Here is a 26,528-nt window from a genome sequence, read left to right on the forward strand (position 1 = left end):
TGATTACAGGATTTTTAACTCTTTTTTTATTTAGGAATTTTATTTTTTGCTAATCCTGAAATAGTAGCTAATGCAAACATGCCCAAAAGAGCTACTCCCAGAAATAATCCTGCTCCCTGACTAACACCGGCTCCTACAGCAACTAGTATGGAATCACTGATTAGAAGACTTATTAATAATGCTGGAGTGAATATTTTCCAGCGAGTTCCTCCAATACCAATTGCGTAGCTTAGAAAATCAAAAAGTCCAGTCATTAGTAGGCCTGTCATGAGAAAGAAATTTTCTTCTAGTTGGTTTTGATTAAAACTTTCAATTTTTTTCATCGCTTTTGGGCCTACTAAATTCCTTACAGGGACTCGCCCATATTTTCTTGCAATAAAGAAAGCAGCTTGGCAAAAAACGATATCAGAAAAGATAATTGTCATGTAACCTTTTTGAAACCCTAATAATGAACCCGCGAGAAGAGAATAAGCTGAACTTGGAAGAGCTGGTAAAATAATACTTACTCCTCTTAGTATGAAGATTCCAAATGGAGCCCAAATCCCCATACTCTCAATTTTGTTCCTTAGGGGTTCTATCCCATAATTTTGGATTAAATAAATCAATACAACAAATATTGCGATAAAAAAAACTACTGAGAGAAATTTCTGTATTTTATTCATTATTTTCTAGTAAATTTATTGGAAGTAAATTCTTAATTTAATATTTGATTGTATCTATAATAGAATTACTAATCAATAAAAATTTTTATAAATTTTTAATCTTATATTTACTCTCGATAAGAAATTTTTTTATTTCATAAGTATTCATGGTTAATTCTAAGAATAAAGTTAATTCAATATTTACTAGAAATAGCATTGGTTTAGTTCTTTCGATAATCTTTTCCCTGTGTATTTCAATAAAACAATCAAATGCTTTGCCTCATGAATGGGTTGGAGTCCCTAAAAGTGAATATGGAGAACAGTTATGGGATAGACAAAGTATTAAAAGGAATGAGGATGGTTCTGTGAGAGTATTGAGTAAATTTATTCCCAAGACAAAAACTGAAATTACTAAGGATATTCTTTACACAATGGATATAAATTGTTTTGAAAAGTCATTTAGAGACGTTGATGTCTCTATAGATCAAGTAAATAAAAATTTCAATGATTTAGCTGATTGGCAAGATCCAAATGGAGATAAATTGATTTTGGGCGTTATTGGTCAGGTCTGTAGAGTCGAAAACTAAGAATTTTCAATTATAAAAAATAAAATTACAAAAAAATCACGAGTCCCCATGTCATGAAAGTATAAAACCCCTTCTAGGAAGGGGTTTTAAAGGTGCCAGGACCCAGATTTGAACTGGGGACACGGCGATTTTCAGTCGCCTGCTCTACCAACTGAGCTATCCCGGCTCTAACCTATATACTTTAAATTAAGATGTGTAGTTTGTGAAACCCTTTTCATTAAAAATTTTATATCTTTATCAAATATCAAAAATTATTATTTTGAATTAATCGCTAATAAGGCAGTACCAAAAGAAGTGGTTTTATTACAAGAAAATATTGGTATATTTATAATTTTTTCTCTTATTTTTCTCCACTGAGGGTTTTTTGAACCTCCACCAATAGTAATAATTTTTTTTGGCAGTGAACCGGTTAGTTTGCCTAGTTCTTCCCATCCTTTCAATTCGATCTTAGCTAGCCCCTCAAATAATGCATGTAAATAAAGTGAGTCGCTTACTGGTCGAGGGCCAAGTATCGGCTCTAAATTAGAATTATTAACAGGAAATCTCTCTCCTTTACTATTAAGAGGTAAAAGATCCAAATAAGTGTTTTTCGATGGATTAATTTGTCGACTGAGTTCCTTTATTTCTAAATCAGAAAAGAACTTAGACAAGATGCCGCATCCAGCATTTGATGCTCCTCCACATATCCAATCGTCGTTTACTCTATGGATTGTAATTCCCTGTTTTTTTATAGGGTTATCAATAATTTTTTTAACCACTATTGTTGTTCCTAAAACTGTGAGACCATCTTCTTTCCCTAAACCTGCAGCTATTAAACCTGCATTAGAGTCAGTGGTGCCTGAGGTTAATATTAATTTCTTATTGAAGTTAAATCTCTCTGCCAAATCAGAATTTACTTGTCCAATAATTTTTCCACTTTTTACTATATGCGGTAGGCATTTTTGCCATGAAGTATTGAGATAGCTTTTTGGCCACGATTCTTTTTTTAGATCCCAACCAAGTTTTAGATTATTACCTTCTTCTCCATGAGTCCAGTCTTTTAAAAACCAACCAGTGATCCAATCAGATTGATGTCGTAAAAGTATATTTGTCCCGTATTTATCTATTAGTTTTAATGCTTTAGCAAGACTACTGTATGGAGTTCGCAGATGATCTTCTCCAAAAGTTAAGGATTCAAGAAGGATCTTATGTTCAATACATGCTTGGTCATAAGGTATTGCTTCTCCTATCGGATCTCCTCGCAAATTGGATGCTATTAAAGTTCCTGAGGTGCCGGAGATAGCCAATTTATTAAGGTTAATTTTTACCTCAATAGGTAAATTCACTAAGAGATTTTCACAAGAATTGATCCAAGAATTTGGATTTTTAAAGCTGTATGAATAAGGTACTGAATTTGAATATACTAATTTCTTATTAGGATTAATTATTGATATTCTTGCACCACTCGTTCCAAAATCTAACCCTCCATAAAAATTATCAGGCATAGAAAAAATATTTATAAAAAGATTTTGGAAGCCTCTGCTAATTTGGCTGCTTTTTCTTCTACATTTTCCCAAGGCAGCTCAAGATCTCTTCTGCCAAAATGTCCATAGGAGGCTGTCTTTCTAAAAAATTTTCCTCCCATTTTTTTTGGTAGATTTCTTAAGTTAAATTCTTTTATTATTGCTGCGGGTCTTAAATCAAAGTGCTCTTTAATTAGCTCAGTCAAATTAGCTTGTGAAATAACACCAGTATCAAAAGTTTCCACGAGAATGGAAATTGGTTTTGCTACTCCAATTGCATAACTTAATTGTACTTCCGCTTTTTTTGCCAGTTTTGCCTTAACTATGCTTTTAGCTACATAACGTGCTGCATAAGCGGCTGATCTATCTACTTTTGTGGGATCTTTGCCAGAAAATGCCCCACCTCCGTGTCTAGCATATCCACCATAAGTATCTACAATAATTTTTCTACCAGTTAGCCCAGCATCTCCTTGAGGCCCGCCTACGACAAATTTCCCCGTGGGGTTTACTAGAAATCTTGTTTTGCTAATGTTTGGTTTGATTTCTAAATCTTCAGTAGCAGGATTTACAACATGCGTCCATAAATCTTCCTTTATTCTTTTACGAATTTCTTCTTCGTTTGTTATTCCATCAATCTCAGGATTATGTTGAGTTGAAATTAAAATCGTATTAATAGAGACTGGCACCCCTTTTTCGTAATCAATGCTTACTTGAGTTTTACCATCAGGGAGTAGATAATTAAGGACTTCTTCATGTCTCACTTTGGCAAGTTGAATAGCTAATCTATGAGCTAAGCTAATCGGTAAGGGCATTAATTCAGGCGTCTCATCACATGCATAGCCGAACATTATGCCTTGGTCACCAGCTCCGGTATTATCTTCCAAGTCATCGTTAACATCATCTGCGTCGTTCACTCCTTGTGAAATATCTGGTGATTGCTCGTCAAGTGCTACTAAAACAGCACAACTATTTGCGTCAAAACCCCCTGCTCTATAGCCTTCATATCCAATTTCTTTAATTACATTTCTAACAAGTTTTATGTAATCGACTTTTGCTTTTGAAGTTATTTCTCCAGTAAGTAGACAAAGACCCGTGTTAACGACAGTTTCGCATGCAACTCTGCTTTCTGGATCTTCTGTTAATAAAGCATCTAAAACCGCGTCACTAATTTGATCACATATTTTGTCAGGGTGACCTTCAGTTACTGATTCAGAAGTGAAAATGAAATCACTCATTTATATATAATTTGTAAATATTAAACTTTATAATAATTTAGACTGTCGTTAGTAATCAATGATTGTAAATTTAGAAATGCTTGTTTAAAGATAAATAACCCTTTAGGTGCGATATCAAAGGGCAACGTAAATTAAGTGAATTTAAACTGTTTCAGCGGAAGCTGTGGCTATTTCCTCATTATCGTCAGTTTGTTCAAATAACATTTGCTTATATTTCGCAGCCATTTCTTCAGCTTTATTAAAAACTTTTTGAGGGTCGGTTAGCATATCGCCTGGCTCAGGTTCAAGTGCTTTTGTAGATAATGAAATTCTTCCTCTTTCTGAATCAAGGTCAATTATCATAACTTTCATTTGGTCATTTACATTTAAAACATTATGAGGAGTTTCGATATGTTCATGACTGATCTCAGAAATGTGCAACAGACCACTAACTCCTCCAATATCAATAAAAGCTCCATAAGGTTTAATACCTTTAACAGAACCTACAACTACTTCTCCCACCTCAAGTCTATTCATTTTTTTCTCAACCAAAGCTCTTCTATGACTTAGTACTAATCTGTTTCTCTCTTCATCAACTTCAAGAAATTTTAAAGGTAGGTACTCACCTTCTAAGTCATCTTTAATTTTTCGAGCACTTATATGAGAACCTGGGATAAAACCTCTTAAGCCTTCAACCCTCACAAGAGCTCCACCTCTGTTTGTCGCAAAAACTTCAGAATAAATAGTTGCATCTTCTTTTTGCAGTTGTCTAACTCTTTCCCATGCCCTTTGATATTCAATTCTTCTTATAGAAAGTGCTAATTGGCCATCTTCATTTTCTTCACTCATTATGAAAAATTCTCTGCTTTCTGAAGGTTGTAAAACATCATTTAGTCCTTCAACTTTATTTATTGAAACCTCCTGAACAGGCATAAAAGCAGCCGTCTTGGCACCTATATCTATCATGGCTCCTTTGGGTTCTAGAGCAAAAACGGTACCTTTTACTAGATCGCCAGGCTTGAAGTTATAATCATACTTACCCAATAGTGATGCAAATTCTTCTTGAGTGAATCCTGCATTATCAAAATCCGCATTTGTTCTACTAGAGGAAGAATCTGCGGAAGGAATATCTTTATTTTCGAATGATAACTCTTCCTCCTTTTGGGATAATGCATCATTATCTAATTCAGACGAATTTTTAATTTCTTTATCTTCAGAAAGTTCTTGAATTGTTTGGGAAGAATTTTCGTTCATTTGTTGCATCGCAGACTACCAAAGGTAGTTAGAAAGGAATGCTACTAGCCTGCAAACTAATAGCAAAAAATCATTTGTGTTATGTATTCTACACTTTAGGATGCTGAATTTTATAAAATTGAAGCTAATTGGTTTTTTGAAGTTCCTTTTAGAGATTCAAGAGTAGAAATAAAATCTTTTACCCCATTAAATTTTCTATATACAGAGGCATATCTTATATAGGCAACTTCGTTTTCCTTCCTAAGATTTTTAAGTATTAATTCTCCAATTTGTGAAGATTTAATATCTTTATTAGAATCCTGTATGATTTGTGATTCAATCCCATCTACAAAATTAATAATTGCTTCACTAGTGAAGGTGGTTTTTTCGCAAGCTCTTGATATGCCAGTAAATAATTTTTGTTTATCAAATAATTCTCTGCCCCCATCTTTTTTTATTACTGAAACTGGCATTGTTTCAACTCTTTCATAAGTTGTAAATCTAAAGTTGCAATTTAAGCACTCTCTCCTTCTGCGAACACTTTTACCACTATCAGCAGATCTTGATTCCAAAACTCTGCTATCTGTATTTTGACAGGTTGGACACTGCATGTAGTGAATTAATGTGAACTTTAACTCTTATAGTAGAGCAATATTTTCATTATGAAAAGTAAAAAAAAACCTCTTGATTAAAGAGGTTTTTTTTCTAAGTTCATTTTCTATCAAATTTAGGTGGATCTCTAAAGGCGACAGCAAAGAATAACGTGACAACTGCGAGAGTTAAAATAAGAACGTAAGCAAAAGCTTCCATAAGATTAAGTAATAAAGTTTAGTTTAAACCCTTCCTGGGATTCTTCTTGTGGTTTCGTCACCAAGCTTCTTGAATAAACCAAATTCAACTTGGTCACCAATCTCAGCGTCAATACCAGCAAAGGAATTTCTGTAAAGAGTTCTTGAAGCATGCCACCAGTGGCCAAACAAGAATAGCAATCCGAAACATAGATGTGCATATGTAAACCACGCTCTTGGAGAGCTTCGGAATACACCGTCAGATTTATAGGTTTCTCTGTCGAACTTGAATGCTTCTCCAAGCTGCGCCTTTCTAGCTAATCTTTTAACTACTGCAGGATCAGTAAATGTTTGCCCATTTAGGTCACCTCCATAAATAGTTGCAGTAACGCCAGTTTGTTCAAATGAATACTTTGCTTCAGCTCTTCTAAATGGAATATCAGCTCTTACATTGCCTTCTTTATCTTCTAGTATCACGGGGAAGTTTTCAAAGAAGTTAGGTATTCTTCTGACTTCTAAATCGTTACCTTCCTTGTCTTGAAAAGCAATGTGACCTTGCCAACCAGTTGGTAAGCCATCACCATTAACTAGAGCTCCAACCCTGAATAATCCTCCTTTCGCAGGACTATTTCCAACATAATCGTAGAAAGCTAATTTCTCTGGAATGGATGCATATGCCTCTTCTCTAGTGGCACCATTATCTATAGCAGTTTGAACCCTTCTATTAATTTCAGTTTTGAAATAGCCTGAGTCCCATTGATATCTGGTAGGACCAAATAACTCGACTGGTGTTGTCGCTGAACCATACCACATTGTTCCTGCAACGACAAAAGATACAAATAGCACAGCAGCTAGAGCACTAGCTAGAACTCCTTCAAGACTTCCTAGTTTTAATGCTCTATAAAGTCTTTCTCCAGGTCTATTTGTAATGTGAAAAATACCTCCAATGATACCCATAAGTCCAGCCGCAATATGATTTGCAACTATCCCACCTGGATTGAAAGGATTAAATCCGTCTACTCCCCAGGAAGGGGCTACAGGCTCTACATGACCAGTTAGACCATAAGGATCAGAAACCCAAATACCCACGTTTGCACAATGAAATGCTCCAAATCCAAAACATGTAAGTCCGGCTAGAAGAAGATGAATTCCAAAGATTCTTGGCAGGTCCAGAGCAGGCTCACCTGTTCTTGAATCTTCCCATAAATCTAAGTCCCAGTAAGTCCAGTGCCATATAGAGGCCAGCATCAATAGTCCACTAAATACTATGTGTGCTGCTGCAACCCCTTCAAAACTCCAGAATCCAGGATCAACTCCTGTAGCACCGGTGATATCCCATCCGTTCCAACTACTTGTGATACCTAGTCTTGCCATGAAAGGCATAACGTACATTCCCTGTCTCCACATTGGATTGAGAACAGCATCAGAAGGATCAAAAATGGCTAATTCATAAAGAGCCATAGAACCGGCCCAGCCGGCTAATAATGCAGTATGCATAAGATGCACAGCAAGTAGTCGACCTGGGTCATTAATAACTACTGTGTGAACTCGATACCAAGGCAATCCCATCGGTTAATTTCTAGTAACTATGCTGAATAAACAGCTAAACATCACGATAGTAAGGGTTTTTTAGTCTTTGAGGGATTTTTGTAAATAAATTTATTTTCTTGCTAAAATTGGGTAAATCAGTTTGTATCACTAGGTTTACAAGGAATTTTTGACTAAAAATTGTTAATATTTTGGTCACAATTCTCAAACTAAAACGCCAAAATAGGAAAAATAATTAAAAAAATGGCAACTATCAGATTCATCCGTGAGGATTTAGAGGTTCAATGCAATCCTGGTGAAAATTTAAGGGAACTAGTAATGAAAGAGAACTTACAACTTTATGGATTAAAAGGGATTTTAGGAAATTGCGGAGGGGCAGGGCAATGCAGTACTTGTTTTATTTCAGTTGAAGGAGGAAACAAAAATTCTTTGAGCCCTCTTACTTCTGTTGAAGAAGAAAAACTCAAAAATAGACCAGAAAATTGGCGACTTGCATGCCAAACATTAATAAAATCATCTACAGTGATTTTAACAAAACCACAATCTGCACCCTCAAATTTAGAAGAACTTAAAAAAATTAGTGAAAATAAAAAATTACCTCGCTAAATTGTTTAAGACTGTTAATCAGTTGATAAAATTTGTTGATTTTTCCACTTTATTTCAAGTTATATGTCTATAGTCTTAATACCTAATAGAACTGTTAACTAAATGGAAACAACTAATTTTGGATTCATAGCTAGTCTTTTATTTGTAGGGGTGCCAACAATATTCCTCATAGGCTTATTTATTTCTACTCAAGATGGCGAAAAATCAAGCTTCTTCTCCGACTCTAGTAAAGGTAGGCTTGGCCCAAAACGCTAAAATTTTCTTAAATGCTTAGCATTTCTGTAAAAGAATTTTTATTTTGGAAAAAAAAGCAACTTTCTAAAGGAGGAGATAATCAATCTTTTGCTCTTTTACTTGACTGTATAGGCGGTGTCTCCAATAGTGATCTAAGCCTATTGGGTATAAATCCTGAGAACAAGATATATTTAAAAAAAAACTTAGACCATCTAGCATCTATTTGGGAAGATCATTTATTAAGTTGTTCTCCTATCCAATACCTTTGTGGGATAACTTTTTGGAGGGATTTAAAATTACAAGTCACAGATAATGTACTTATCCCAAGGCCAGAGTCAGAACTCATAGTTGATATTGTCTTCAAGATATTTGGAAAGAAATCACAAAAAGTATTTTTTGCTGAATTAGGAACTGGATCAGGTGCTATCAGTATTGCATTGGCATTAGCGTATCCATTGTGGGATGGAATAGCAACTGATATTGATCAAGATGCATTAGAAATAGCCAAAAAAAATTATATAAATGCTTCTCAACATTCAAATTTAAAATTCTTTTGCGGACATTGGTGGACCCCTCTTGAAAGTTATAAAGGCAAATTAGATCTCGCTATTTCAAACCCGCCATATATTCCTCAAGATACTTATGAAAAATTGCCCAAAGAGGTTAAAAATTTTGAACCAAAAATTGCTTTATTAGGCGGTGAAGATGGTTTGAAACATATTCGGGAAATTATTCAAAACGCACCATTATTTTTAAGAGAGAAGGGATGGCTAATTTTAGAGAATCATTATGATCAAGGTGAAAAAGTAAAACAAATATTTATTAACAATAATTTTAAATCAGTAGAAATTGTGAATGATCTTTCAGGTGTTGGAAGGTTTACCATTGGAAGATATAAATAAATTATTATTGGTAAATAATCTAAATGAATTTAATAAACTGCAAATTAGCTTTGAAGACGCTTAAAAGTGGTTTACCTATAATTTTCCCAACAGATACTTTACCTGCAATTGGATGCTTGCCAAAATTTTCAAAAACTATTTATGAGTTTAAAAAAAGAGATAGAAATAAACCCTTAATTCTCATGGGATCAGAACAGAAACAATTAATCGATTATGTTCACGAATCAGCTAAAGAAGATTTCGAAAATATAGCTTCAAAATATTGGCCTGGAGCTCTGACAATGATTATTCCTTCTTCAGAACAACAGACTCCAATTCTCACAAGCAAGGATCTTACTCTTGGGTTGAGAATCCCAAATTCATATATGGCTCAATCTCTCATGAAAGAAACAGGACCATTGTTAACTTCAAGTGCAAATATTTCAGGCTTCAAGGGTTCAATTACAGCTGAAGGTATTTCTATAGACTTCCCTTCTGTAGAAATTCTGGGACCTATTCCATGGGAAAAAAGGAGTGGGAAAGCCAGTACTATAATCTCTTGGAAGAAAAGTGGCGAGTGGATGCTGATTAGAAAAGGGGAAGTGTTAGTTAGGGAATTGCATTAATGTTTGTATTATTGTTTTTTGTTTTATTAATTCAATTTTTTACTTATTGGATATTTGAACCCGTTACATCTTTTGTAGAGTATGCTCTTGAAATAAGATTATTACCTAGCATTGCTATATTCAGTTTGATTTTATTATTTTCGGCAAAAAAATATTGAACATAATTAAATAAACCAAAATGCCGGCTAACAGATTTGAACTGATGACCTTCGCTTTACAAAAGCGCTGCTCTACCGCTGAGCTAAGCCGGCATAATTACTATCTTACAATTAAGGAGGGTCAATCATTAGTATTTTTTTTAGCTTTTTAAAATTTATTACTTTTTGATATCTTTATCACTTTTTTCATTCTTATCATTTTTTTTATACTTTATTTCTCCTGAAACAGTTCTTTTGATTGGTAAATTGGCTACTAATGCAGTCATTCTATCCTCCGTCTCTAAGCTTACTGCCACATCTTCAAAATCAATCTCAACATATTTTGCAACAACATCGAGAATTTCTTTCCTCATTTTGTCCAAAAGATCAGTTGTTAAAGAATCCATATCAACTCTGTCATGAGCAAGTACAAGCTGTAATCTTTCCCTAGCTGTGTTTGCACTAGCAGTTTCTCTTCCTAGTAACTTGTTTATAAGGTCTCTGAGGGTCATCATTTTAAAAAACCTTTGTTTGCATTAATCTCATGAATTTATCTTTAAGACTTTTACCTTCGTTTGTAGGGTCAATAATTGGTACATCCTTTCCTGTAAGTCTTTGGGAAACATTCAAATAACATTTTTTTGCAGGAGATTTACTATCAGTAAGTGTAAGTGGTTCTCCTCTATTTGTACTTATTATTACTTGTTCATCCTCTAAAACAATACCTAACAAAGGTAAAGAAAGGATACCTTGAACATCATCGATAGATAGCATTTCTTGATTAGCCATCATGTTAGGGCGAACTCTATTGATTACAAGCTGGATAGGCTTAATATCAGAAGTATTAAGAATCCCTATTACTCTATCGGCGTCACGAACTGCAGATAATTCCGGGTTGGTAACAACAATAGCTTCTTTACAAGCTGCAAGGGCATTTTTAAAGCCATCTTCTACTCCAGCAGGGCAATCTACTAAAACAAAATCAAATTTCTCACTAAGTAGCTCACTAATTTTCTTCATATCTTCGGGCTTCATCCAATCCAACATCCTAGGATCACCTGCAGGAAGAAGAGCAAGATTAGGTTCCTTTTTATGTCTAACCAATGCTTGGTCAAGACGACAATTTTTGTCTAGAACATCTTGAGCTGTATAAATAATGCGATTTTCTAATCCTAGAAGAAGATCTAAGTTTCTTAAGCCAAAATCAGCATCTAATACAGCAGTCCTTGCTCCACTGTTGGCAAGTGCTATGCCTAGGTTTGCAGTTAGAGTGGTTTTACCAACTCCACCTTTACCTGAACAAATTAGTATTGTGCGAGTATTTTCCGCCACGAATTTAGTGATTTTTCAAATGATAAGGCCAGTTGCAGAAAGTTAAATATTTTAAATATTAAGTAATTCTTAAATTTATCGAACTTGGATTGATTTATTTCAAATGATTGATTAATTTTTACTTTCTATTATGTATGGCTTGATAATTATCGTCTGTTTATCTATTAGAGCAATTTCTGGATAATGATGATTGGGCTTATCTTTTGGACCAATAGCTATGACATCTGCAATTCGTAACTGTAAAGGGTTTAAATAAAGTGATGCAATAGAGGCATTTTTATCTCCACCCTGGCCTGCGAAGGCGATCCCTAGTAATTTGCCCCAAACGTAAATATTCTTCGTAGCGGAAACTATGGCTCCAGGATTAACGTCTCCAATAATGCAAAGGTTTCCATTTGAAGATATTCTGTCACCTGATCTTACGGTTCCTTCGTGAAGAATATCGTCTTTCTTTTTTGAATTGACTAAAAGTAACTTATTTCTAATCTCTTGCTCTTTAACAAAAGTTGAATCTATTTTTAAAGAGTTTCCAGCTAATACTGTATATCGATTATTTGAGTAAATGCATAAAGAATAAATATTAAATTTTTCAAAATGATTTTTTAATTTTAATAATTGATGAGAACTTATTGATTCATTGATTGCGTAAATTTTTGCTTCCAGAGGTCCTTTCATGGAAGTAAATTGTTTAAAAGTTTCATGGACATTATCTAAATCTCCCAAAGAAAAAATTTCTAAATATTTATTTTTATTATTATTTAAAACGATTTCCATTTAATTTAATTTAGGGATTATTTTTTATAACTGAAATTTTATTGATAATCTCACTTTTGATTTCCTTGGGGTAAATAATAAGGGAACTCTCTTCAGATTTCATTAAAGTTTTTATTAATGCAGAACTATCTTCTAATGAGTTTTGATAAGTTCCATCCCATATTTTTAAAGCATTGTTAGATTCAAAACCTTTAAAAGATCTTTCTTTGATTCCACAAAATATTTCTGAATCATAATTATTCTTTTCACATAATTTCCTTGCAAATGCAAGGATTTTTAGCCTATCTATCTTACTTAAAAAACTTATGTCTGATGCCTTTAACAAATCTCTATCAATAAACATTTTGCATAGAGTAGAAAGCGGCTCGAAAGATTCATCTTTCCATCTAATTAAATGATAATAAAAAGTTATGTCATCATTTTTTATGAAATCATCAAAATCGAGATTTTGAGGTGAAAATATCCATTTATAAAGTGATCTATCTATCCATATTTTCTTTTCAAAATTATGTTTTATTGTGGATATTATTTTTTCCAGAATCCATGTTGATATTTCGTTTATTCTGTGATTGTAGATGGTTCTATACATTAAGTTTCTTAGTACTAAGAAATGCTCAATAGCGATAACTCCTTTTGGTTTGATTGCAATATTTCCATCAGGTGAAAAAGTAAGACCTGAAATAATTCTCTCTAAATCTACTAAGCCATATTTGGTACCTGTATTGTAACTGTCGCGTAAAAGATAATCGAGACGATCGCAATCTATTTCACTGCTAATCAATGTTTTTAAAGGTTTTGAAAATAGTTGTTTTGATCCAAATAATTCCCCGATTTGTCTAGGTAATTCGTTGTCATAATTTTTGAGTATTGAATTAATTGGAGAATAATCTTTAACTAAGTTTTGAGACCATTGTTCGTGATTGTGATCGAATATTGCTTCACTGGTATGGCTCAAAGGACCATGACCTAAATCATGTAATAGAGCTGCTCCATAAAGAACAAATTTATTTTCACAAAATAAAGATTTACTTTCAATTAATCTCTGATATATTTTTCTTGCGATACAAAAAACGCCAATTGAGTGAGTAAATCTGCTCGATTCTGCACCATGAAAAAGTAATGATGCCGCACCTAATTGTTTTATTCTTCTTAATCTTTGAAAAGCAATTGTATCAATTAATTCCATAATCATTAATTCTTCTGGCTTCTCTGAATTAAATACTATTTCTTTGTGAATTGGATCATGAAATATTCTTTTAATACTCATAGTGTTTAAAATTTTTTATTTATAAATACTTTTACTATTTCAGGCTTATATTACTTCATTGTTTAATTCAATCGTCTTAGTCGAAACTTCTTCTTTTTCTAGAAGTGAATCCAAAAATAATTCTGCATTTCTTACCCATTTATCGTCAGAACTTCCATATTCACTTACATCCGGAAGATCGAGTAACTTATCAGGTTTCATGCCTTGTCCTTGGATATTATTACCTTTGGGAGTTAAATAACTAGCTACTGTAATGGCTATTCCACTGTCTTCTCCTAAACTTTTTAGGGATTGAATTAAACCTTTCCCATAGGTCTGTTCTCCCATGAGAATTGATCTGTCGTTATCTTGTAGAGAACCTGCAAGTATTTCACTTGCACTCGCAGTCCCTTTATTCACCAAAGTTACCATTGGGCCATCAAAAGATGTCTCTTTTTGAGAAATGATTGCATCTTTGATTCCATTTCTATTTTTAGTCTCTACTATTGGTCTCTCACTCAATAATGAATCTGCAACTGCTATTCCTGAGCTTACTAGTCCGCCTGAATTATTCCTAAGATCTAAGATCAATCCTTCAACCTCTTTCTCTTTTAACTCTTGAAGAGCTTCTTCAACCTTTTTGGGTACGCTTTCACTAAATTGAGTGATCCTTAAATATCCTATTGTATGAGAATCGTCTCTTAATCGTTTTGTTCTAACTGGCCTGAGGTCTACTGATCTCCTTTCTAAATCTACCTCCTTAATGTCTCCTGATTCCGAAGTTATTTCAACTAAAACTTTAGTTCCTGATTCACCTCTTAATTTAGAAGCAGTATTTGCAAGGCCTAATTCTTCTGATGAAACTCCATCTACTTTATCTATAAAATCCCCGCTAACTATTCCAGCTTCTTCGGCTGGTGATCCCCCAAGAGTAGATATAACCTTGATTTTATTACTATTATCATCATCACCTAATTGAAGCCCAACACCATTAATCTCACTGCCAAAATTACTTGATTTCAATAGTTCATAATCTTTTGGGCGTAAGATTCTTGTATAAGGATCGTCTAGAGGCCTTAACATGTCTTCAATTGCCGAATAAGCCTCTTCACTTGTTTCAATTTGTTTCTGTAATGTTTTTTGCCTAATTCTCTTCCATTGGATTTCATCAAACTTTTCTGGGTCATAAAATCCCTCATTTACCAAGGTCCAAGCATCAAGTACTAATTGCTTGCTATCACTGAGAGCATCCACTCTTTCAATGCATAAAAAATTGGTAGAAAAAATGCTGACCATTAATACAGTGATCAATATTTTGAATGTTAAAAGTTTGTTAAAAGATGAATTCATTGGGTTAAGTGTTAACACCAAGTATAAGAATTTTAAGTAAGCTCTTTATATCAAAGCTAATTTTTTTTTGGATGGCTAATTCTTCATCTGTTTATGACTGGTTTCAAGAAAGGCTTGAAATTCAAGACATAACTGACGACGTAACTTCCAAGTACGTACCCCCTCACGTAAATATTTTTTATTGTTTAGGAGGCATAACTTTAGTATGCTTCCTAATTCAATTTGCAACAGGTTTTGCAATGACTTTTTACTATAAGCCAACAGTGACACAAGCCTATAGTTCAGTCAGTTATTTGATGACCGATGTAAGTTTTGGATGGTTAATAAGATCTGTTCATAGATGGAGTGCATCTATGATGGTTTTGATGTTAATCCTTCATGTTTTCAGGGTTTATCTTACCGGGGGGTTTAAAAGGCCAAGAGAACTTACTTGGGTTACAGGTGTTGTAATGGCAGTCATAACAGTTGCTTTCGGTGTCACAGGCTATTCTTTGCCTTGGGATCAAGTTGGTTATTGGGCAGTCAAGATTGTTTCAGGTGTACCTGCTGCAATACCAGTAATTGGTGATTTTATGGTTGAACTACTTAGAGGTGGAGAAAGTGTTGGACAATCAACTCTTACGAGATTCTATAGTCTTCATACTTTCGTATTGCCATGGTCGTTAGCAGTTTTCATGTTGATGCATTTTCTAATGATTCGTAAACAGGGTATTTCAGGTCCCTTATAAACAATTACAATTAAAATACAATCAGAGTCCCACATGTCTACGTTAAAAAAACCAGATCTATCTGATCCAAAATTAAGAGCAAAGTTAGCTAAAGGTATGGGCCATAATTATTATGGGGAACCAGCTTGGCCAAATGATTTATTATATATATTCCCAGTAGTGATTTTAGGTACTATTGCATGCGTAGTGGGATTAGCAGTTCTAGATCCTGCAATGTTAGGAGACAAAGCAAATCCATTCGCGACCCCCTTAGAAATACTTCCTGAATGGTACCTCTATCCAGTTTTTCAAATTCTTAGGGTAGTTCCTAATAAACTTTTGGGTATTGCACTTCAAACATTAATTCCACTTGGATTAATGATTTTACCCTTCATTGAAAACGTTAATAAATTCTCTAATCCCTTTAGAAGACCAATTGCGATGTCTGTTTTCTTGTTTGGAACTTTTCTAACAATATATCTTGGTATAGGTGCATGCTTACCTATTGATAAATCACTAACTTTAGGATTGTTTTAGGCTTAAATCTTAAACATATCTAGATCATTATTATCTTCTCTTAGAAAGTGATTCATTAATAAAAATCCAACAATCGTCCAAGTTTGATAGGTTCTAGATTGTTGACCTACCCAAGTACCTGTAGGTCCATCAAAATATTCTGCCCATTCTTGTTTAGGTAATTGATTAAGTTGACACCAATATGACTCCTCGATTAAAGATTTCATTTCTTCCATAAGAATTACATCATCAGAAGCATAATTTTTTTGATGTAAAAGAACAGCTGCTCCAAAAAACCAAAGTAAACTTGGCCAATGACCACCATTGTGGTAGCTCCAAGGCCAATTCTTTGGATCTGATCCAGTTTTGTTTTGCCATTCTTCGACATCCATATGAGGATGACAAATTCTCATAGGCATTTGAGCCATCAAATGCTGTCTGTTATGTAAAACTAGTCTAAATAAAGCTCTTTGTTCTGCAGGAGGGAGTACTCCGAACATACAGGCTAAGGAATTCCCTAAACTGTAAAATCGAAAGTCAGGTCTTCCTGTTCTAATATTTCCTATCAAATAACCACCTCTGTTCTCTAACCAATCTTGAAGCCATGAAGGAACTACTTGAGGTTGAACGTTAAATTCATTGAAGTGTTGATCATCTCCATACTGCTCAGTGGGCCTTCTTCTTAAAATTTGCATTGTTTGGCTAGTAACCCAATAATGTTTCAATAGAAAACTTCCTAAATCCTTAACCCATTGATTTGTAAGAATAAGTCTTTGATCTAAAAGTCTACTTACATGATCTGCTCGGCTTAATTCCATTAAGTTTATACAACTTTTTAAACATCCATGAAGTAAAACTTCAACTTCTAGAGGTGCTCCCCATACATCCATAGGTCTATCAATCATAAATGCGCAATCTGGTACAAATAGTACGGGAGTACCCTCAAATGTTGGATGCAAAACTAGATCTAGTAAAAGTTGAATACCTCTTTGAACACCTTGACTTTTTCCGAAGGCATAATCACCACTTTTGTTGACATAATACCAACATAAAATGGGCCACCATAAACTTGCGTCAGCCGAAGTAATTCTCCCTATTGATCTCTGACCATAGTCTCCAATAAGCTTTCCGTTTTCTTCAACAAAACTAGTAGGAAATACGCCACGCGTTTGGTAATTAGTGCTTTGTAACTCAAGGCATACACTTAGGAACCTTTTGACAATTTCGTACCGTTTTTGGGTAATGAGGTAAATCATTACGGGAACGTTGTCTCTTAAAAATATTTCTCCATAATTTAACTTTTTATTGTTTGTTGGGTGTTCTAGTGCTGCAACACTGCCTACTAGCTCTCCTGATATTTCAACTAAAGTCTTTTCGAAGTGTTTTTTTGCATTTGTTACAATTTTATCTTCTTCAGAACTTGGACGAACCCTTAAATTTTTTTGACTAAATCTTTCTGCCATTTTATTTAAAATCCTTCTATTTACAGCCTAGTTCGTTAAGTGAATATTGAACAAAAAAAAATTAATAAAAAAATTATGTATTAATGGTTGCAAAATTACGGTCAAATGGTTTAGTATTTTCTTCTGGGCAAAAATATTTTTTTTGCATTATTCAATCAATTATCTTAAATCTAATTTTTGGTAATTGTAATGAATTTTTTGGAGATGAGATTTCGATCTGTATTTTCAGCCAGTAGAAGGGTTTTCCCTTCGAAATGAGTTATGCACTTGTGCTTAACTCTGCACCTAGAAAATTTAAAACTTAGGAACTGATGCTTTTATTGCGTCAAGACTTTATCAAATTTAGGTTTGATAATTTTGAGATGAATTTGTAATAAAGGTGTGAGGTCCCGTCAAGAATATATAAATTGTTTTCAATTGCTAACTTTTAGTTTTTGAGAACCAACGGATCTGAGATCTTGGAAAGTCACATTTGAAATATTTTAATGTGCACTCAAAGTAATCCTTAATTATCTAAGGAGGCTGAACCTAAATAATTTAAGTCAATCTTATTTTTATTTGGAGAATGCAATTCATATTGAGTAGATTTATCTACAAAAGGATTTGAACACAACGGAGAGTTTGATCCTGGCTCAGGATGAACGCTGGCGGCGTGCTTAACACATGCAAGTCGAACGAACCTTCGGGTTAGTGGCGGACGGGTGAGTAACGCGTGAGAATCTGCCCTCAGGAGGGGGATAACGGTTGGAAACGACCGCTAATACCCCATATGCCTATTGGTGAAATGAATTTCGCCTGAGGATGAGCTCGCGTCTGATTAGCTAGTTGGTGAGGTAATGGCTCACCAAGGCTTCGATCAGTAGCTGGTCTGAGAGGATGATCAGCCACACTGGGACTGAGACACGGCCCAGACTCCTACGGGAGGCAGCAGTGGGGAATTTTCCGCAATGGGCGAAAGCCTGACGGAGCAACGCCGCGTGAGGGACGAAGGCCTCTGGGCTGTAAACCTCTTTTCTCAAGGAAGAAGATATGACGGTACTTGAGGAATAAGCCACGGCTAATTCCGTGCCAGCAGCCGCGGTAATACGGGAGTGGCAAGCGTTATCCGGAATTATTGGGCGTAAAGCGTCCGCAGGCGGCTTTTCAAGTCTGCTGTTAAAGCGTGGAGCTTAACTCCATCATGGCAGTGGAAACTGAAAGGCTTGAGTATGGTAGGGGCAGAGGGAATTCCCGGTGTAGCGGTGAAATGCGTAGATATCGGGAAGAACACCAGTGGCGAAGGCGCTCTGCTGGGCCATTACTGACGCTCATGGACGAAAGCCAGGGGAGCGAAAGGGATTAGATACCCCTGTAGTCCTGGCCGTAAACGATGAACACTAGGTGTCGGGGGAATCGACCCCTTCGGTGTCGTAGCTAACGCGTTAAGTGTTCCGCCTGGGGAGTACGCACGCAAGTGTGAAACTCAAAGGAATTGACGGGGGCCCGCACAAGCGGTGGAGTATGTGGTTTAATTCGATGCAACGCGAAGAACCTTACCAGGGTTTGACATCCTGCGAACCTCTTAGAAATTTGAGGGTGCCTTCGGGAATGCAGTGACAGGTGGTGCATGGCTGTCGTCAGCTCGTGTCGTGAGATGTTGGGTTAAGTCCCGCAACGAGCGCAACCCACGTTTTTAGTTGCCAGCATTTAGTTGGGCACTCTAGAAAGACCGCCGGTGATAAACCGGAGGAAGGTGTGGATGACGTCAAGTCATCATGCCCCTTACACCCTGGGCTACACACGTACTACAATGCTACGGACAAAGGGCAGCAAACTCGCGAGAGCTAGCAAATCCCATAAACCGTGGCTCAGTTCAGATCGTAGGCTGCAACTCGCCTACGTGAAGTAGGAATCGCTAGTAATCGCAGGTCAGCATACTGCGGTGAATACGTTCCCGGGCCTTGTACACACCGCCCGTCACACCATGGAAGTTGGCCATGCCCGAAGTCGTTACTCCAACCCTTGTGGAGGAGGACGCCGAAGGTGGGGCTAATGACTGGGGTGAAGTCGTAACAAGGTAGCCGTACCGGAAGGTGCGGCTGGATCACCTCCTAACAGGGAGACAACAAAATGTTTAATATTATTATTTTGTCACCTTAGGTCGATCGGTATCTCACGTTCTTAATTTATTAAGGATTTCAATTCCTAAGTTTTTCTAGGTCACACCCATTATTTTTCCTGGGCCATTAGCTCAGGTGGTTAGAGCGCACCCCTGATAAGGGTGAGGTCCCTGGTTCAAGTCCAGGATGGCCCATATCTCTATGTTGGGGGTATAGCTCAGTTGGTAGAGCGCCTGCTTTGCAAGCAGGATGTCAGCGGTTCGAGTCCGCTTACCTCCACTGATTACCACCTCTTCCATAATCTTTAGAAAGGGAATTTTTTGAGTCGTGACCAAATTCTGAAAGAATCTAGCTTCCTAATGAAATCATTAAGATGCTGGACTCATTGAATTAATTTCATTGTTTTCAGAGAACCTTGACAACTGCATAGATTATTTTTTAAAGACAATAAGCATCTTTAATGATGCAGATTTATTATTTGTGCGAATGCATTAATAACAATTCTATTAAGCTGATGCTTCAATTTTTGAAGTTATTGGTCAAGCTACAAAGGGCTCACGGAGGATACCTAGGCACACAGAGGCGATGAAGGACGTGGTTACCTGCGATAAGTCTCGGGGAGTTGGAAGCACACTTTGATCCGGGAATTTCCGAATGGGGCAACCCCATGTACGGCCAACTGAATATATAGGTTGGTGCGAGCTAACCCAGCGAACTGAAACATCTTAGTAGCTGGAGGAAGAGAAAGTAAATAACGACTCCCTCAGTAGCGGCGAGCGAACGGGGAACAGCCCAAACCGATAGTCTTGACTATCGGGGTTGTGGGACAGCAATATGGATCAATAAGTCTAGAAGAAACGTTTGAATGGCGTGCCACAGAGGGTGAAAGCCCCGTAATCGAAAGATGAGTTGACCTAGCTGTATCCCGAGTAGCACGGAGCACGTGGAATTCCGTGTGAATCTGCGAGGACCACCTCGTAAGGCTAAGTACTACTGTGTGACCGATAGTGAAACAGTACCGCGAGGGAAAGGTGAAAAGAACCCCGGGAGGGGAGTGAAATAGAACATGAAACCGTGAGCTTACAAGCAATGGGAGCCCGACTAATCGGGTGACCGTGTGCCTGTTGAAGAATGAGCCGGCGACTTATAGGCACTGGCGGGTTAAACCGGAAATGGTGGAGCCACAGCGAAAGCGAGTCTTAATAGGGCGTTTGTCAGTGTTTATAGACCCGAACCCTGGTGATCTAACCATGGCCAGGATGAAGCTTGGGTGATACCAAGTGGAGGTCCGAACCGACTGAAGTTGAAAATTCAGCGGATGAGCTGTGGTTAGGGGTGAAATGCCAATCGAACCAGGAGCTAGCTGGTTCTCCCCGAAATACGTTGAGGCGTAGCGTCTAGTGCTCCAGCAGGGGGGTAAAGCAACCATTTCGGTGCGGGCTGCGAAAGCGGTACCAAATCGATATGAACTCTGAATACCCTGTGTGTAACTAGGCAGTCAGACTGTGGGGGATAAGCTCCATAGTCAAGAGGGAAACAGCCCAGACCGCCAGCTAAGGTCCCAAAATTAACGCTAAGTGATAAAGGAGGTGGGATTGCCCAGACAACCAGGAGGTTTGCCTAGAAGCAGCCATCCTCAAAGGAGTGCGTAATAGCTCACTGGTCGAGCGATCCTGCGCCGAAAATGAACGGGGCTAAGCGTTATACCGAAGCTGCGGATAAATTTATTTATGGTAGGGGAGCGTTCTATGTAGGGTGAAGCGTTAGCGTAAGCGGACGTGGACAGCATAGAAGTGAGAATGTCGGCTTGAGTAGCGAAAACATGGGTGAGAATCCCATGCCCCGAAACCCTAAGGGTTCCTCCGGCAGGCTCGTCCGCGGAGGGTTAGTCTGGACCTAAGGCGAGGCCGAAAGGCGTAGTCGATGGATAACAGGTCAATATTCCTGTACCAGATGTGTTTTGGGAAGGGGGACGGAGAAGGCTAGCCAGGCCAGATGTTGGTTACTGGTTCAAGCGTTCGAGGCTTTGAGAGATGGAGAAAACATCTTGAGCTAAGGCGTGAGTACGAGCTGCTACGGCAGCGAAGTTGGTGATGTCATGCTTCCAAGAAAAGCCCTATACCCGTTAAGACACAAATGCCAGTACCCGAAACCGACACAGGTGGGGTGGTAGAGAATACCGAGGGGCGCGAGATAACTCTCTCTAAGGAACTCGGCAAAATGGCCCCGTAACTTCGGGAGAAGGGGTGCCAGCGAGAGCTGGTCGCAGTGAAGAGGCGCAAGCGACTGTTTACCAAAAACACAGGTCTCCGCTAAGTCGCAAGACGATGTATGGGGGCTGACACCTGCCCAGTGCCGGAAGGTTAAGGAAGCTGGTTAGCTTTTAGTGAAGCTGGCGACTGAAGCCCCGGTGAACGGCGGCCGTAACTATAACGGTCCTAAGGTAGCGAAATTCCTTGTCGGGTAAGTTCCGACCCGCACGAAAGGTGTAACGATTTGCGCGCTGTCTCGGAGAGAGGCTCGGCGAAATAGAATTGTCTGTGAAGATGCGGACTACATACACCCGGACAGAAAGACCCTATGAAGCTTTACTGTAGTTTGATATTGTGCTCGGGCTCTGAATGCGCAGAATAGGTGGGAGACGTTGAAATAGTGCTTGTGGGTACTATTGAGTCATCGGTGAGATACCACTCTTTTAGAGCTAGGGTTCTAACGCTTGCCCGTTATCCGGGAAGCGGACAGTATCTGATGGGCAGTTTGACTGGGGCGGTCGCCTCCTAAAAGGTAACGGAGGCGCACAAAGGTTCCCTCAGGCTGGTTGGAAATCAGTCATTGAGTGCAAAAGCAGAAGGGAGCTTGACTGTGAGACCTACAAGTCGAACAGGGACGAAAGTCGGTTTTAGTGATCCGACGGTTCTGCGTGGAAGGGCCGTCGCTCAACGGATAAAAGTTACTCTAGGGATAACAGGCTGATCTCCCCCAAGAGTTCACATCGACGGGGAGGTTTGGCACCTCGATGTCGGCTCATCGCAACCTGGGGCTGAAGTCGGTCCCAAGGGTTGGGCTGTTCGCCCATTAAAGCGGTACGCGAGCTGGGTTCAGAACGTCGTGAGACAGTTCGGTCCATATCCGGTGTATGCGCAGGAATATTGAGAGGATTTCTCCCTAGTACGAGAGGACCGGGAGGAACGCACCTCTGGTGTGCCAGTTATCGTGCCAACGGTAAACGCTGGGTAGCCATGTGCGGAGTGGATAACCGCTGAAAGCATCTAAGTGGGAAGCCCACCTCAAGATGAGTATTGCCATGGCTTAAGTCAGTAAGGTCACGGGAAGAACACCCGTTGATAGGCTCTACGTGGAAGCTTGGTAACAAGTGCAGCGGAGGAGTACTAATAGACCGAGGGCTTGACCAAATAAACTTAATTTATTGTTTTTAATTTACATAATTTTCTATGCAGTTCTCAAGGTTCACACTATCCTGGTGTTCATGGCGATGTGGAACCACTCCGATCCATCTCGAACTCGGTTGTGAAACGCATCAGCGGCGAAAATATTTAGGGGGTAGCCCCTTGAGAAAATAGCTCAATGCCAGGTAAAAATATTTAAAAGGGCTTACTCTTTTTGAGTAAGCCTTTTTTTATTTTTGGCAATTTGGACACCAATGGGTACTTCTTCCAGCAATTTTTTGCTTTTCAATTAAATTTCCACATTTGCGACATTCTTTGCCAGTTCTCCTATAGACATTTGTCTGTAAACCAAAATTTCCATTCTCTCCCTCTAAGTCTCGAAAATCACTAAATGTCGTGCCCCCAGAACCTATACTTTTTTTTAATACATTAACAATTGATTCTTTGAGATTAATTAACTCATTCTTCTTTATTGTTTTACCTTCCCTAAAAGGTGAGATGCCAGCCGAATATAAACTTTCATCAGCATAAATATTTCCTATACCTGCCACAATTGTTTGATCTAATAAGATAGCTTTTATAGATTTTGTTCGTTTGGAAATAACTTTCTTAAGATAATTTGCATCAAAGTCCTTAGAGAATGGTTCTGGTCCTAAAGAACCTAATCCTTTGATTATTTTTTTAGGCGATAACCCTTCCTTAATCCACCACATTTGACCAAAACTTCTTACGTCAATGTATCTAAGCTCATTATTTATATTATCGAAAACTCTTATTCTTGTATGTTTACAAGGCTGAGCAGAGTTATTAATAAATTTGAAATATCCAGTCATTCTTAGATGAACAATAAGAAATCCGTTGTTTTTTGAGGGGTTTTCGAGATTAAATTGAATATTCTCATTTCCAATTTTTTTTAGTTCAGCTATTAAATATTTTCCTCTTCTATCCCATTTGTATAAAAGTGAGTTCTGAAGTCCATTAATAAATTCTTGTTTATTTTTAGGAAAAGCCACAGTTGAATCCCTACAGACTTCTACTCTTTTAATAATAAAGTTATTAAGTTTTTGCTCTAAACCTCTGCGAACTGTCTCTACTTCAGGTAACTCAGGCAATTATTTAAGCTTTTTCTAATTCACTTTCAGCAAAATTATTTGTATTTGCTCCACCTTCGGTACCGCTTATCCCATTGTAATTTACTTTATCAAATCTAACTACACAATTATATTTAATACCAGAGGTATCAACTGAAGCAACCTTGCCTATCTCATTGTACCAATATGATTCTGGTCTTTTTACTCGTACGAGATCTCCTCTTGAAATTGCCATTACTTTTTAATTTAACTTTTTAAACAATAACCCATCATTAATAGTCTTAGACAAATTATTCACACATATTAATTAAAAGTTCTAACAAAAATCATTTATTAAGTTTTTTTCGAATTCTTCTTTAGCAGCATCCTCTCCTCTCCATTTTCTGCCTGGGATTCTTACATCTAATTCATTTGAATCGCAGTTTATTGAAAGTATCAGTTTTTTATTTTCTTGATTTAGTACATTTAAAACTTTTCTACCTTTAATTGTTTTATAAGATTTACTTTGAATAATTATTGGACCATAAATTTGTTTATCTACCTCAAGTAATTCATTATTTTTAATTATTTGATAATTTCCTGCATTAATTGGATTATTTTTGCTTAATAAGAGCTTTTCCCCAACTTTTATAGAATCTGGATTCTTGAGATTATTAATCTCTATCAAATATCCTAAATTTAACTTATATTTGTTTGATATTTCAGTAAGATTTTCACCTATTTGAACAATATGATAATTTTTTATTAAATCTGATTGTTTTTTAGAATTTTCAGTAGATTCGGAAATAATAAGATTTTGGCCAACATATATGTAATTTTCATTTTTTAAATTATTCAATTCAATAATTAAATCTTTATTTATTGAATAGAATTTTGAAATACTTGAAATTGTATCTCCAATTTTTACGATATGAATTTTTCTTATTTCAGTTTTATCTTCAGAAATTGATTCTGTTTTAGCAATATTCTCAATTGTATTATTTACCGAATCAATCTTTTCTTCTGACTTAATCAATGAGTGATTAAGGAAATTAATAAGAATTGCAATTACTAAAAATACTAATTTCATTAACTTCACTATTTATTTAAAGATAATCTCTTAATTCAAAATCGCTAGGTTTTTGAAAACAATTTAAGTAATTTAAATCTAAAAAATAAACTTTAAAAATTTCTTTACTCTTTCGTAAGGGGGATATCTAAGATTTAAATCAAATAGAAAACCTTTGAAAGTAATAGATTTTTGATTTGAAAAATTTCGAAAACCTTCCTCCCCATGAAATTTACCAATACCACTCTGCCCAACGCCTCCAAAAGGTAAATTTGGAATAAGGACAGGTAACATAACATCATTGATACAAATAGTGCCTGAGCTGGTTATTCTTGAAATATGATTATGGATTTTTTTATTGCCTCCAAATAAGTAGATTGCTAATGGTTTTGAAGTCTGATTAATCTGTTTTAAAGCAGATTCTGTATCATTGATTCCAATTACTGGAAGTATTGAGCTAAATAATTCTTTTTGTAAAATATCTGTTTCATCTAATTTAGCTCTTAGAATTGTAGGAGATATTTTCAACTTTTTCTTACTAAAAGTTCCCCCATATAAAATTCTTTTTCCTTTTTTATATCGTTTGAGAGTTTCTATAGTCGATGAAAATTGCTTTTTTTCTAATTTAGATAAGTTTTCAGAAATTATTGGATTTTCTCCGTAAAAACTTACTATGCATTGCTTTAATTTTTCTATAAAATTATTTTCAATTTCTTTATCTACAAAGATATGATTTGGAGCCATACAGGATTGACCAGAATTAAAAAATTTGCCCCAAACAATTCTCTTCGTAGCAACTTCTAAATTTGCATTCTTAAAAATAATTACAGGATTTGTTCCGCTTAATTCAAGAGTTAATGGAGTTAAGTTCTTTGAAGCCAATTTCATAATAGATTTTCCTGTTTCGGTACTTCCTGTGAAAAATATATGGTCAAAATTTTGTTCAATTAATTTTATGGATTGTTTATAGTCACCCTCTACTGCTAATAGGACATCTTTTTGGAAATATTTGGAAGTAAGCTTTTTAATAAGTTTTGAGGTTGAAGGACATTTCTCTGATGGTTTTATAACTGCAGTATTTCCTGCGGAGAAAATATTTACCAATGGCTTTAAAACGTACAACAATGGATAATTATATGGACCAAGAATTAAAACACACCCAAGGGGTTCATAAATAACTTTGGAGGATGATGGAAATAGATAAAAAGGTGTTGCAATCTTTTTTGGGCGCATCCAAGAATTAAGTTTCTTTTTTATAAGTGAAATTTCTTCTTTAATTAAAAGGATTTCTGAAAGCCCCTCAATTTCAGATTTTCCTAGATCAATAAAAAGTGATTTTATTATCTCTTTTTTATTTTCATCCAAAAGTTTAGAAACTATATTTATCTGTTTGATTCTCCATTTCATCTCTTCTGTTTTACCAGTAAGAACTGTATTCTTTAATTTATAGATATTTTCTAAATGAAATTTATCAGAAATTTTCATTTTTTAATTCTAT

24 protein-coding genes, 4 tRNA genes and 3 rRNA genes are annotated in these 26,528 nt (G+C 36.4%); 12 read left to right on the top strand and 19 right to left on the bottom strand.

The genetic code is table 11. The annotated features are described in order from the left end of the window. Positions 1 to 26: 26 nt before the first annotated feature. Positions 27 to 662, bottom strand: a complete 636-nt coding sequence (locus HA146_RS01645; protein ID WP_209107862.1) for a TVP38/TMEM64 family protein — start codon at positions 660 to 662, stop codon at positions 27 to 29. A 146-nt stretch (positions 663 to 808) separates the two neighbouring features. On the opposite strand from HA146_RS01645, the gene HA146_RS01650 reads away from it, so the two are divergent. After that, the gene (locus HA146_RS01650; RefSeq protein WP_209107863.1) at positions 809 to 1,228 is read left to right on the top strand and encodes a hypothetical protein; all 420 of its coding nucleotides are present in this window, start codon (positions 809 to 811) and stop codon (positions 1,226 to 1,228) included. 93 nt (positions 1,229 to 1,321) lie between these two features. Here HA146_RS01650 and HA146_RS01655 read toward each other — a convergent pair. The 7 genes from HA146_RS01655 to psbB form a co-directional block, all read right to left on the bottom strand. Next, positions 1,322 to 1,394, bottom strand: a tRNA-Phe gene (locus tag HA146_RS01655). A gap of 88 nt (positions 1,395 to 1,482) precedes the next feature. Next, positions 1,483 to 2,712 carry an FGGY-family carbohydrate kinase gene (locus HA146_RS01660; protein ID WP_209107864.1) on the bottom strand — a complete coding sequence of 410 codons (1,230 nt, stop codon included), beginning with the start codon at positions 2,710 to 2,712 and terminating at the stop codon, positions 1,483 to 1,485. A gap of 11 nt (positions 2,713 to 2,723) precedes the next feature. After that, positions 2,724 to 3,965 carry a methionine adenosyltransferase gene (gene metK / locus HA146_RS01665; RefSeq protein ID WP_209107865.1) on the bottom strand — a complete coding sequence of 414 codons (1,242 nt, stop codon included), beginning with the start codon at positions 3,963 to 3,965 and terminating at the stop codon, positions 2,724 to 2,726. Positions 3,966 to 4,106: 141 nt separating this feature from the next. Then, on the bottom strand, positions 4,107 to 5,198 hold the full coding sequence (locus HA146_RS01670) for a 30S ribosomal protein S1 (RefSeq protein ID WP_209107866.1): 1,092 nt from the start codon (positions 5,196 to 5,198) through the stop codon (positions 4,107 to 4,109). 110 nt (positions 5,199 to 5,308) lie between these two features. Continuing rightward, positions 5,309 to 5,788: a transcriptional regulator NrdR gene (nrdR, locus tag HA146_RS01675; RefSeq protein ID WP_209107867.1), complete on the bottom strand. Its 480-nt coding sequence runs from the start codon at positions 5,786 to 5,788 to the stop codon at positions 5,309 to 5,311. A 100-nt stretch (positions 5,789 to 5,888) separates the two neighbouring features. Then, a complete protein-coding gene (locus tag HA146_RS01680) occupies positions 5,889 to 5,987 on the bottom strand; it encodes a photosystem II reaction center protein T (RefSeq protein ID WP_011131951.1) in 99 nt (32 codons plus the stop codon). Positions 5,988 to 6,010: 23 nt separating this feature from the next. Then, positions 6,011 to 7,534 carry a photosystem II chlorophyll-binding protein CP47 gene (psbB, locus tag HA146_RS01685; protein WP_209107868.1) on the bottom strand — a complete coding sequence of 508 codons (1,524 nt, stop codon included), beginning with the start codon at positions 7,532 to 7,534 and terminating at the stop codon, positions 6,011 to 6,013. 222 nt (positions 7,535 to 7,756) lie between these two features. On the opposite strand from psbB, the gene HA146_RS01690 reads away from it, so the two are divergent. From HA146_RS01690 to HA146_RS01705, 4 genes are all read left to right on the top strand, one after another. Next, a complete protein-coding gene (locus tag HA146_RS01690; protein WP_209107869.1) occupies positions 7,757 to 8,119 on the top strand; it encodes a 2Fe-2S iron-sulfur cluster-binding protein in 363 nt (120 codons plus the stop codon). A 102-nt stretch (positions 8,120 to 8,221) separates the two neighbouring features. Further along, positions 8,222 to 8,374 carry a photosystem II reaction center protein PsbM gene (gene psbM, locus HA146_RS01695; protein WP_209107870.1) on the top strand — a complete coding sequence of 51 codons (153 nt, stop codon included), beginning with the start codon at positions 8,222 to 8,224 and terminating at the stop codon, positions 8,372 to 8,374. An 11-nt stretch (positions 8,375 to 8,385) separates the two neighbouring features. Beyond that, positions 8,386 to 9,255 carry a peptide chain release factor N(5)-glutamine methyltransferase gene (gene prmC, locus HA146_RS01700; protein WP_209107871.1) on the top strand — a complete coding sequence of 290 codons (870 nt, stop codon included), beginning with the start codon at positions 8,386 to 8,388 and terminating at the stop codon, positions 9,253 to 9,255. Positions 9,256 to 9,278: 23 nt separating this feature from the next. Beyond that, a complete protein-coding gene (locus tag HA146_RS01705) occupies positions 9,279 to 9,860 on the top strand; it encodes an L-threonylcarbamoyladenylate synthase (RefSeq protein WP_209107872.1) in 582 nt (193 codons plus the stop codon). A gap of 179 nt (positions 9,861 to 10,039) precedes the next feature. On the opposite strand, the gene HA146_RS01710 is transcribed toward HA146_RS01705, so the two are convergent. The 6 genes from HA146_RS01710 to ctpZ form a co-directional block, all read right to left on the bottom strand. Further along, a tRNA-Thr gene (locus tag HA146_RS01710) sits at positions 10,040 to 10,111 on the bottom strand. Between the two features lie 65 nt (positions 10,112 to 10,176). Next, the gene (minE, locus tag HA146_RS01715) at positions 10,177 to 10,512 is read right to left on the bottom strand and encodes a cell division topological specificity factor MinE (RefSeq protein ID WP_209107873.1); all 336 of its coding nucleotides are present in this window, start codon (positions 10,510 to 10,512) and stop codon (positions 10,177 to 10,179) included. Between the two features lies 1 nt (position 10,513). Further along, entirely contained in the window at positions 10,514 to 11,329 is an 816-nt protein-coding gene (minD, locus tag HA146_RS01720; RefSeq protein WP_209107874.1) for a septum site-determining protein MinD, read from the bottom strand. A gap of 111 nt (positions 11,330 to 11,440) precedes the next feature. After that, positions 11,441 to 12,103 (bottom strand): septum site-determining protein MinC, encoded by a 663-nt coding sequence (locus HA146_RS01725; RefSeq protein ID WP_209107875.1) that lies wholly within the window; start codon positions 12,101 to 12,103, stop codon positions 11,441 to 11,443. A 10-nt stretch (positions 12,104 to 12,113) separates the two neighbouring features. Beyond that, on the bottom strand, positions 12,114 to 13,370 hold the full coding sequence (locus HA146_RS01730) for an HD domain-containing protein (protein ID WP_209107876.1): 1,257 nt from the start codon (positions 13,368 to 13,370) through the stop codon (positions 12,114 to 12,116). Between the two features lie 45 nt (positions 13,371 to 13,415). Next, positions 13,416 to 14,699, bottom strand: coding sequence for a carboxyl-terminal processing protease CtpZ (gene ctpZ / locus HA146_RS01735; RefSeq protein WP_209107877.1), 1,284 nt, complete (start codon positions 14,697 to 14,699; stop codon positions 13,416 to 13,418). A 71-nt stretch (positions 14,700 to 14,770) separates the two neighbouring features. On the opposite strand from ctpZ, the gene petB reads away from it, so the two are divergent. Together petB and petD are read left to right on the top strand one after the other, a co-directional pair. Beyond that, positions 14,771 to 15,427 (top strand): cytochrome b6, encoded by a 657-nt coding sequence (gene petB / locus HA146_RS01740; RefSeq protein ID WP_011817812.1) that lies wholly within the window; start codon positions 14,771 to 14,773, stop codon positions 15,425 to 15,427. Positions 15,428 to 15,460: 33 nt separating this feature from the next. Then, the gene (petD, locus tag HA146_RS01745; RefSeq protein WP_002808353.1) at positions 15,461 to 15,943 is read left to right on the top strand and encodes a cytochrome b6-f complex subunit IV; all 483 of its coding nucleotides are present in this window, start codon (positions 15,461 to 15,463) and stop codon (positions 15,941 to 15,943) included. A 2-nt stretch (positions 15,944 to 15,945) separates the two neighbouring features. Here petD and HA146_RS01750 read toward each other — a convergent pair whose 3' ends face one another. Beyond that, complete coding sequence (locus HA146_RS01750; RefSeq protein WP_209107878.1) at positions 15,946 to 17,385, bottom strand: glycoside hydrolase 100 family protein; 1,440 nt, start codon at positions 17,383 to 17,385, stop codon at positions 15,946 to 15,948. A 609-nt stretch (positions 17,386 to 17,994) separates the two neighbouring features. On the opposite strand from HA146_RS01750, the gene HA146_RS01755 reads away from it, so the two are divergent. The 5 genes from HA146_RS01755 (at position 17,995) to rrf (ending at position 23,078) form a co-directional block, all read left to right on the top strand. Beyond that, positions 17,995 to 19,479: ribosomal RNA gene (locus HA146_RS01755) — 16S ribosomal RNA — on the top strand. Positions 19,480 to 19,604: 125 nt separating this feature from the next. After that, positions 19,605 to 19,678, top strand: a tRNA-Ile gene (locus HA146_RS01760). Between the two features lie 12 nt (positions 19,679 to 19,690). Beyond that, positions 19,691 to 19,763 (top strand) — tRNA-Ala (locus tag HA146_RS01765). A 258-nt stretch (positions 19,764 to 20,021) separates the two neighbouring features. Beyond that, positions 20,022 to 22,897: ribosomal RNA gene (locus tag HA146_RS01770) — 23S ribosomal RNA — on the top strand. 64 nt (positions 22,898 to 22,961) lie between these two features. After that, positions 22,962 to 23,078, top strand: a 5S ribosomal RNA gene (gene rrf / locus HA146_RS01775). The 16S, 23S and 5S rRNA genes sit together here with 2 tRNA genes alongside, the layout of an rRNA operon. Positions 23,079 to 23,121: 43 nt before the next feature. On the opposite strand, the gene HA146_RS01780 is transcribed toward rrf, so the two are convergent. The 4 genes from HA146_RS01780 to HA146_RS01795 form a co-directional block, all read right to left on the bottom strand. Continuing rightward, entirely contained in the window at positions 23,122 to 24,003 is an 882-nt protein-coding gene (locus HA146_RS01780) for a DNA-formamidopyrimidine glycosylase (RefSeq protein WP_209107879.1), read from the bottom strand. Between the two features lie 4 nt (positions 24,004 to 24,007). Beyond that, positions 24,008 to 24,217, bottom strand: coding sequence for a photosystem I reaction center subunit IV (locus tag HA146_RS01785; protein ID WP_209107880.1), 210 nt, complete (start codon positions 24,215 to 24,217; stop codon positions 24,008 to 24,010). A gap of 81 nt (positions 24,218 to 24,298) precedes the next feature. Beyond that, on the bottom strand, positions 24,299 to 25,051 hold the full coding sequence (locus tag HA146_RS01790; protein ID WP_209107881.1) for a LysM peptidoglycan-binding domain-containing protein: 753 nt from the start codon (positions 25,049 to 25,051) through the stop codon (positions 24,299 to 24,301). 78 nt (positions 25,052 to 25,129) lie between these two features. After that, positions 25,130 to 26,515 carry an aldehyde dehydrogenase family protein gene (locus tag HA146_RS01795; protein ID WP_209107882.1) on the bottom strand — a complete coding sequence of 462 codons (1,386 nt, stop codon included), beginning with the start codon at positions 26,513 to 26,515 and terminating at the stop codon, positions 25,130 to 25,132. Positions 26,516 to 26,528 lie beyond the last annotated feature (13 nt).

Source organism: Prochlorococcus marinus CUG1416, assembly GCF_017695965.1.
In the GTDB taxonomy this organism is placed as follows: Bacteria; Cyanobacteriota; Cyanobacteriia; order PCC-6307; family Cyanobiaceae; genus Prochlorococcus_A.

What these genes read in the sequence shown, in the direction of transcription:
- HA146_RS01645 (WP_209107862.1), bottom strand. Translation starts at nt 662, where the DNA reads ATGAATAAAATACAGAAATTTCTCTCAGTAGTTTTTTTTATCGCAATA.
- HA146_RS01650 (WP_209107863.1), top strand. Translation starts at nt 809, where the DNA reads ATGGTTAATTCTAAGAATAAAGTTAATTCAATATTTACTAGAAATAGC.
- HA146_RS01660 (WP_209107864.1), bottom strand. Translation starts at nt 2,712, where the DNA reads ATGCCTGATAATTTTTATGGAGGGTTAGATTTTGGAACGAGTGGTGCA.
- metK (WP_209107865.1), bottom strand. Translation starts at nt 3,965, where the DNA reads ATGAGTGATTTCATTTTCACTTCTGAATCAGTAACTGAAGGTCACCCT.
- HA146_RS01670 (WP_209107866.1), bottom strand. Translation starts at nt 5,198, where the DNA reads ATGAACGAAAATTCTTCCCAAACAATTCAAGAACTTTCTGAAGATAAA.
- nrdR (WP_209107867.1), bottom strand. Translation starts at nt 5,788, where the DNA reads ATGCAGTGTCCAACCTGTCAAAATACAGATAGCAGAGTTTTGGAATCA.
- HA146_RS01680 (WP_011131951.1), bottom strand. Translation starts at nt 5,987, where the DNA reads ATGGAAGCTTTTGCTTACGTTCTTATTTTAACTCTCGCAGTTGTCACG.
- psbB (WP_209107868.1), bottom strand. Translation starts at nt 7,534, where the DNA reads ATGGGATTGCCTTGGTATCGAGTTCACACAGTAGTTATTAATGACCCA.
- HA146_RS01690 (WP_209107869.1), top strand. Translation starts at nt 7,757, where the DNA reads ATGGCAACTATCAGATTCATCCGTGAGGATTTAGAGGTTCAATGCAAT.
- psbM (WP_209107870.1), top strand. Translation starts at nt 8,222, where the DNA reads ATGGAAACAACTAATTTTGGATTCATAGCTAGTCTTTTATTTGTAGGG.
- prmC (WP_209107871.1), top strand. Translation starts at nt 8,386, where the DNA reads ATGCTTAGCATTTCTGTAAAAGAATTTTTATTTTGGAAAAAAAAGCAA.
- HA146_RS01705 (WP_209107872.1), top strand. Translation starts at nt 9,279, where the DNA reads ATGAATTTAATAAACTGCAAATTAGCTTTGAAGACGCTTAAAAGTGGT.
- minE (WP_209107873.1), bottom strand. Translation starts at nt 10,512, where the DNA reads ATGATGACCCTCAGAGACCTTATAAACAAGTTACTAGGAAGAGAAACT.
- HA146_RS01725 (WP_209107875.1), bottom strand. Translation starts at nt 12,103, where the DNA reads ATGGAAATCGTTTTAAATAATAATAAAAATAAATATTTAGAAATTTTT.
- HA146_RS01730 (WP_209107876.1), bottom strand. Translation starts at nt 13,370, where the DNA reads ATGAGTATTAAAAGAATATTTCATGATCCAATTCACAAAGAAATAGTA.
- ctpZ (WP_209107877.1), bottom strand. Translation starts at nt 14,699, where the DNA reads ATGAATTCATCTTTTAACAAACTTTTAACATTCAAAATATTGATCACT.
- petB (WP_011817812.1), top strand. Translation starts at nt 14,771, where the DNA reads ATGGCTAATTCTTCATCTGTTTATGACTGGTTTCAAGAAAGGCTTGAA.
- petD (WP_002808353.1), top strand. Translation starts at nt 15,461, where the DNA reads ATGTCTACGTTAAAAAAACCAGATCTATCTGATCCAAAATTAAGAGCA.
- HA146_RS01750 (WP_209107878.1), bottom strand. Translation starts at nt 17,385, where the DNA reads ATGGCAGAAAGATTTAGTCAAAAAAATTTAAGGGTTCGTCCAAGTTCT.
- HA146_RS01785 (WP_209107880.1), bottom strand. Translation starts at nt 24,217, where the DNA reads ATGGCAATTTCAAGAGGAGATCTCGTACGAGTAAAAAGACCAGAATCA.
- HA146_RS01790 (WP_209107881.1), bottom strand. Translation starts at nt 25,051, where the DNA reads ATGAAATTAGTATTTTTAGTAATTGCAATTCTTATTAATTTCCTTAAT.
- HA146_RS01795 (WP_209107882.1), bottom strand. Translation starts at nt 26,515, where the DNA reads ATGAAAATTTCTGATAAATTTCATTTAGAAAATATCTATAAATTAAAG.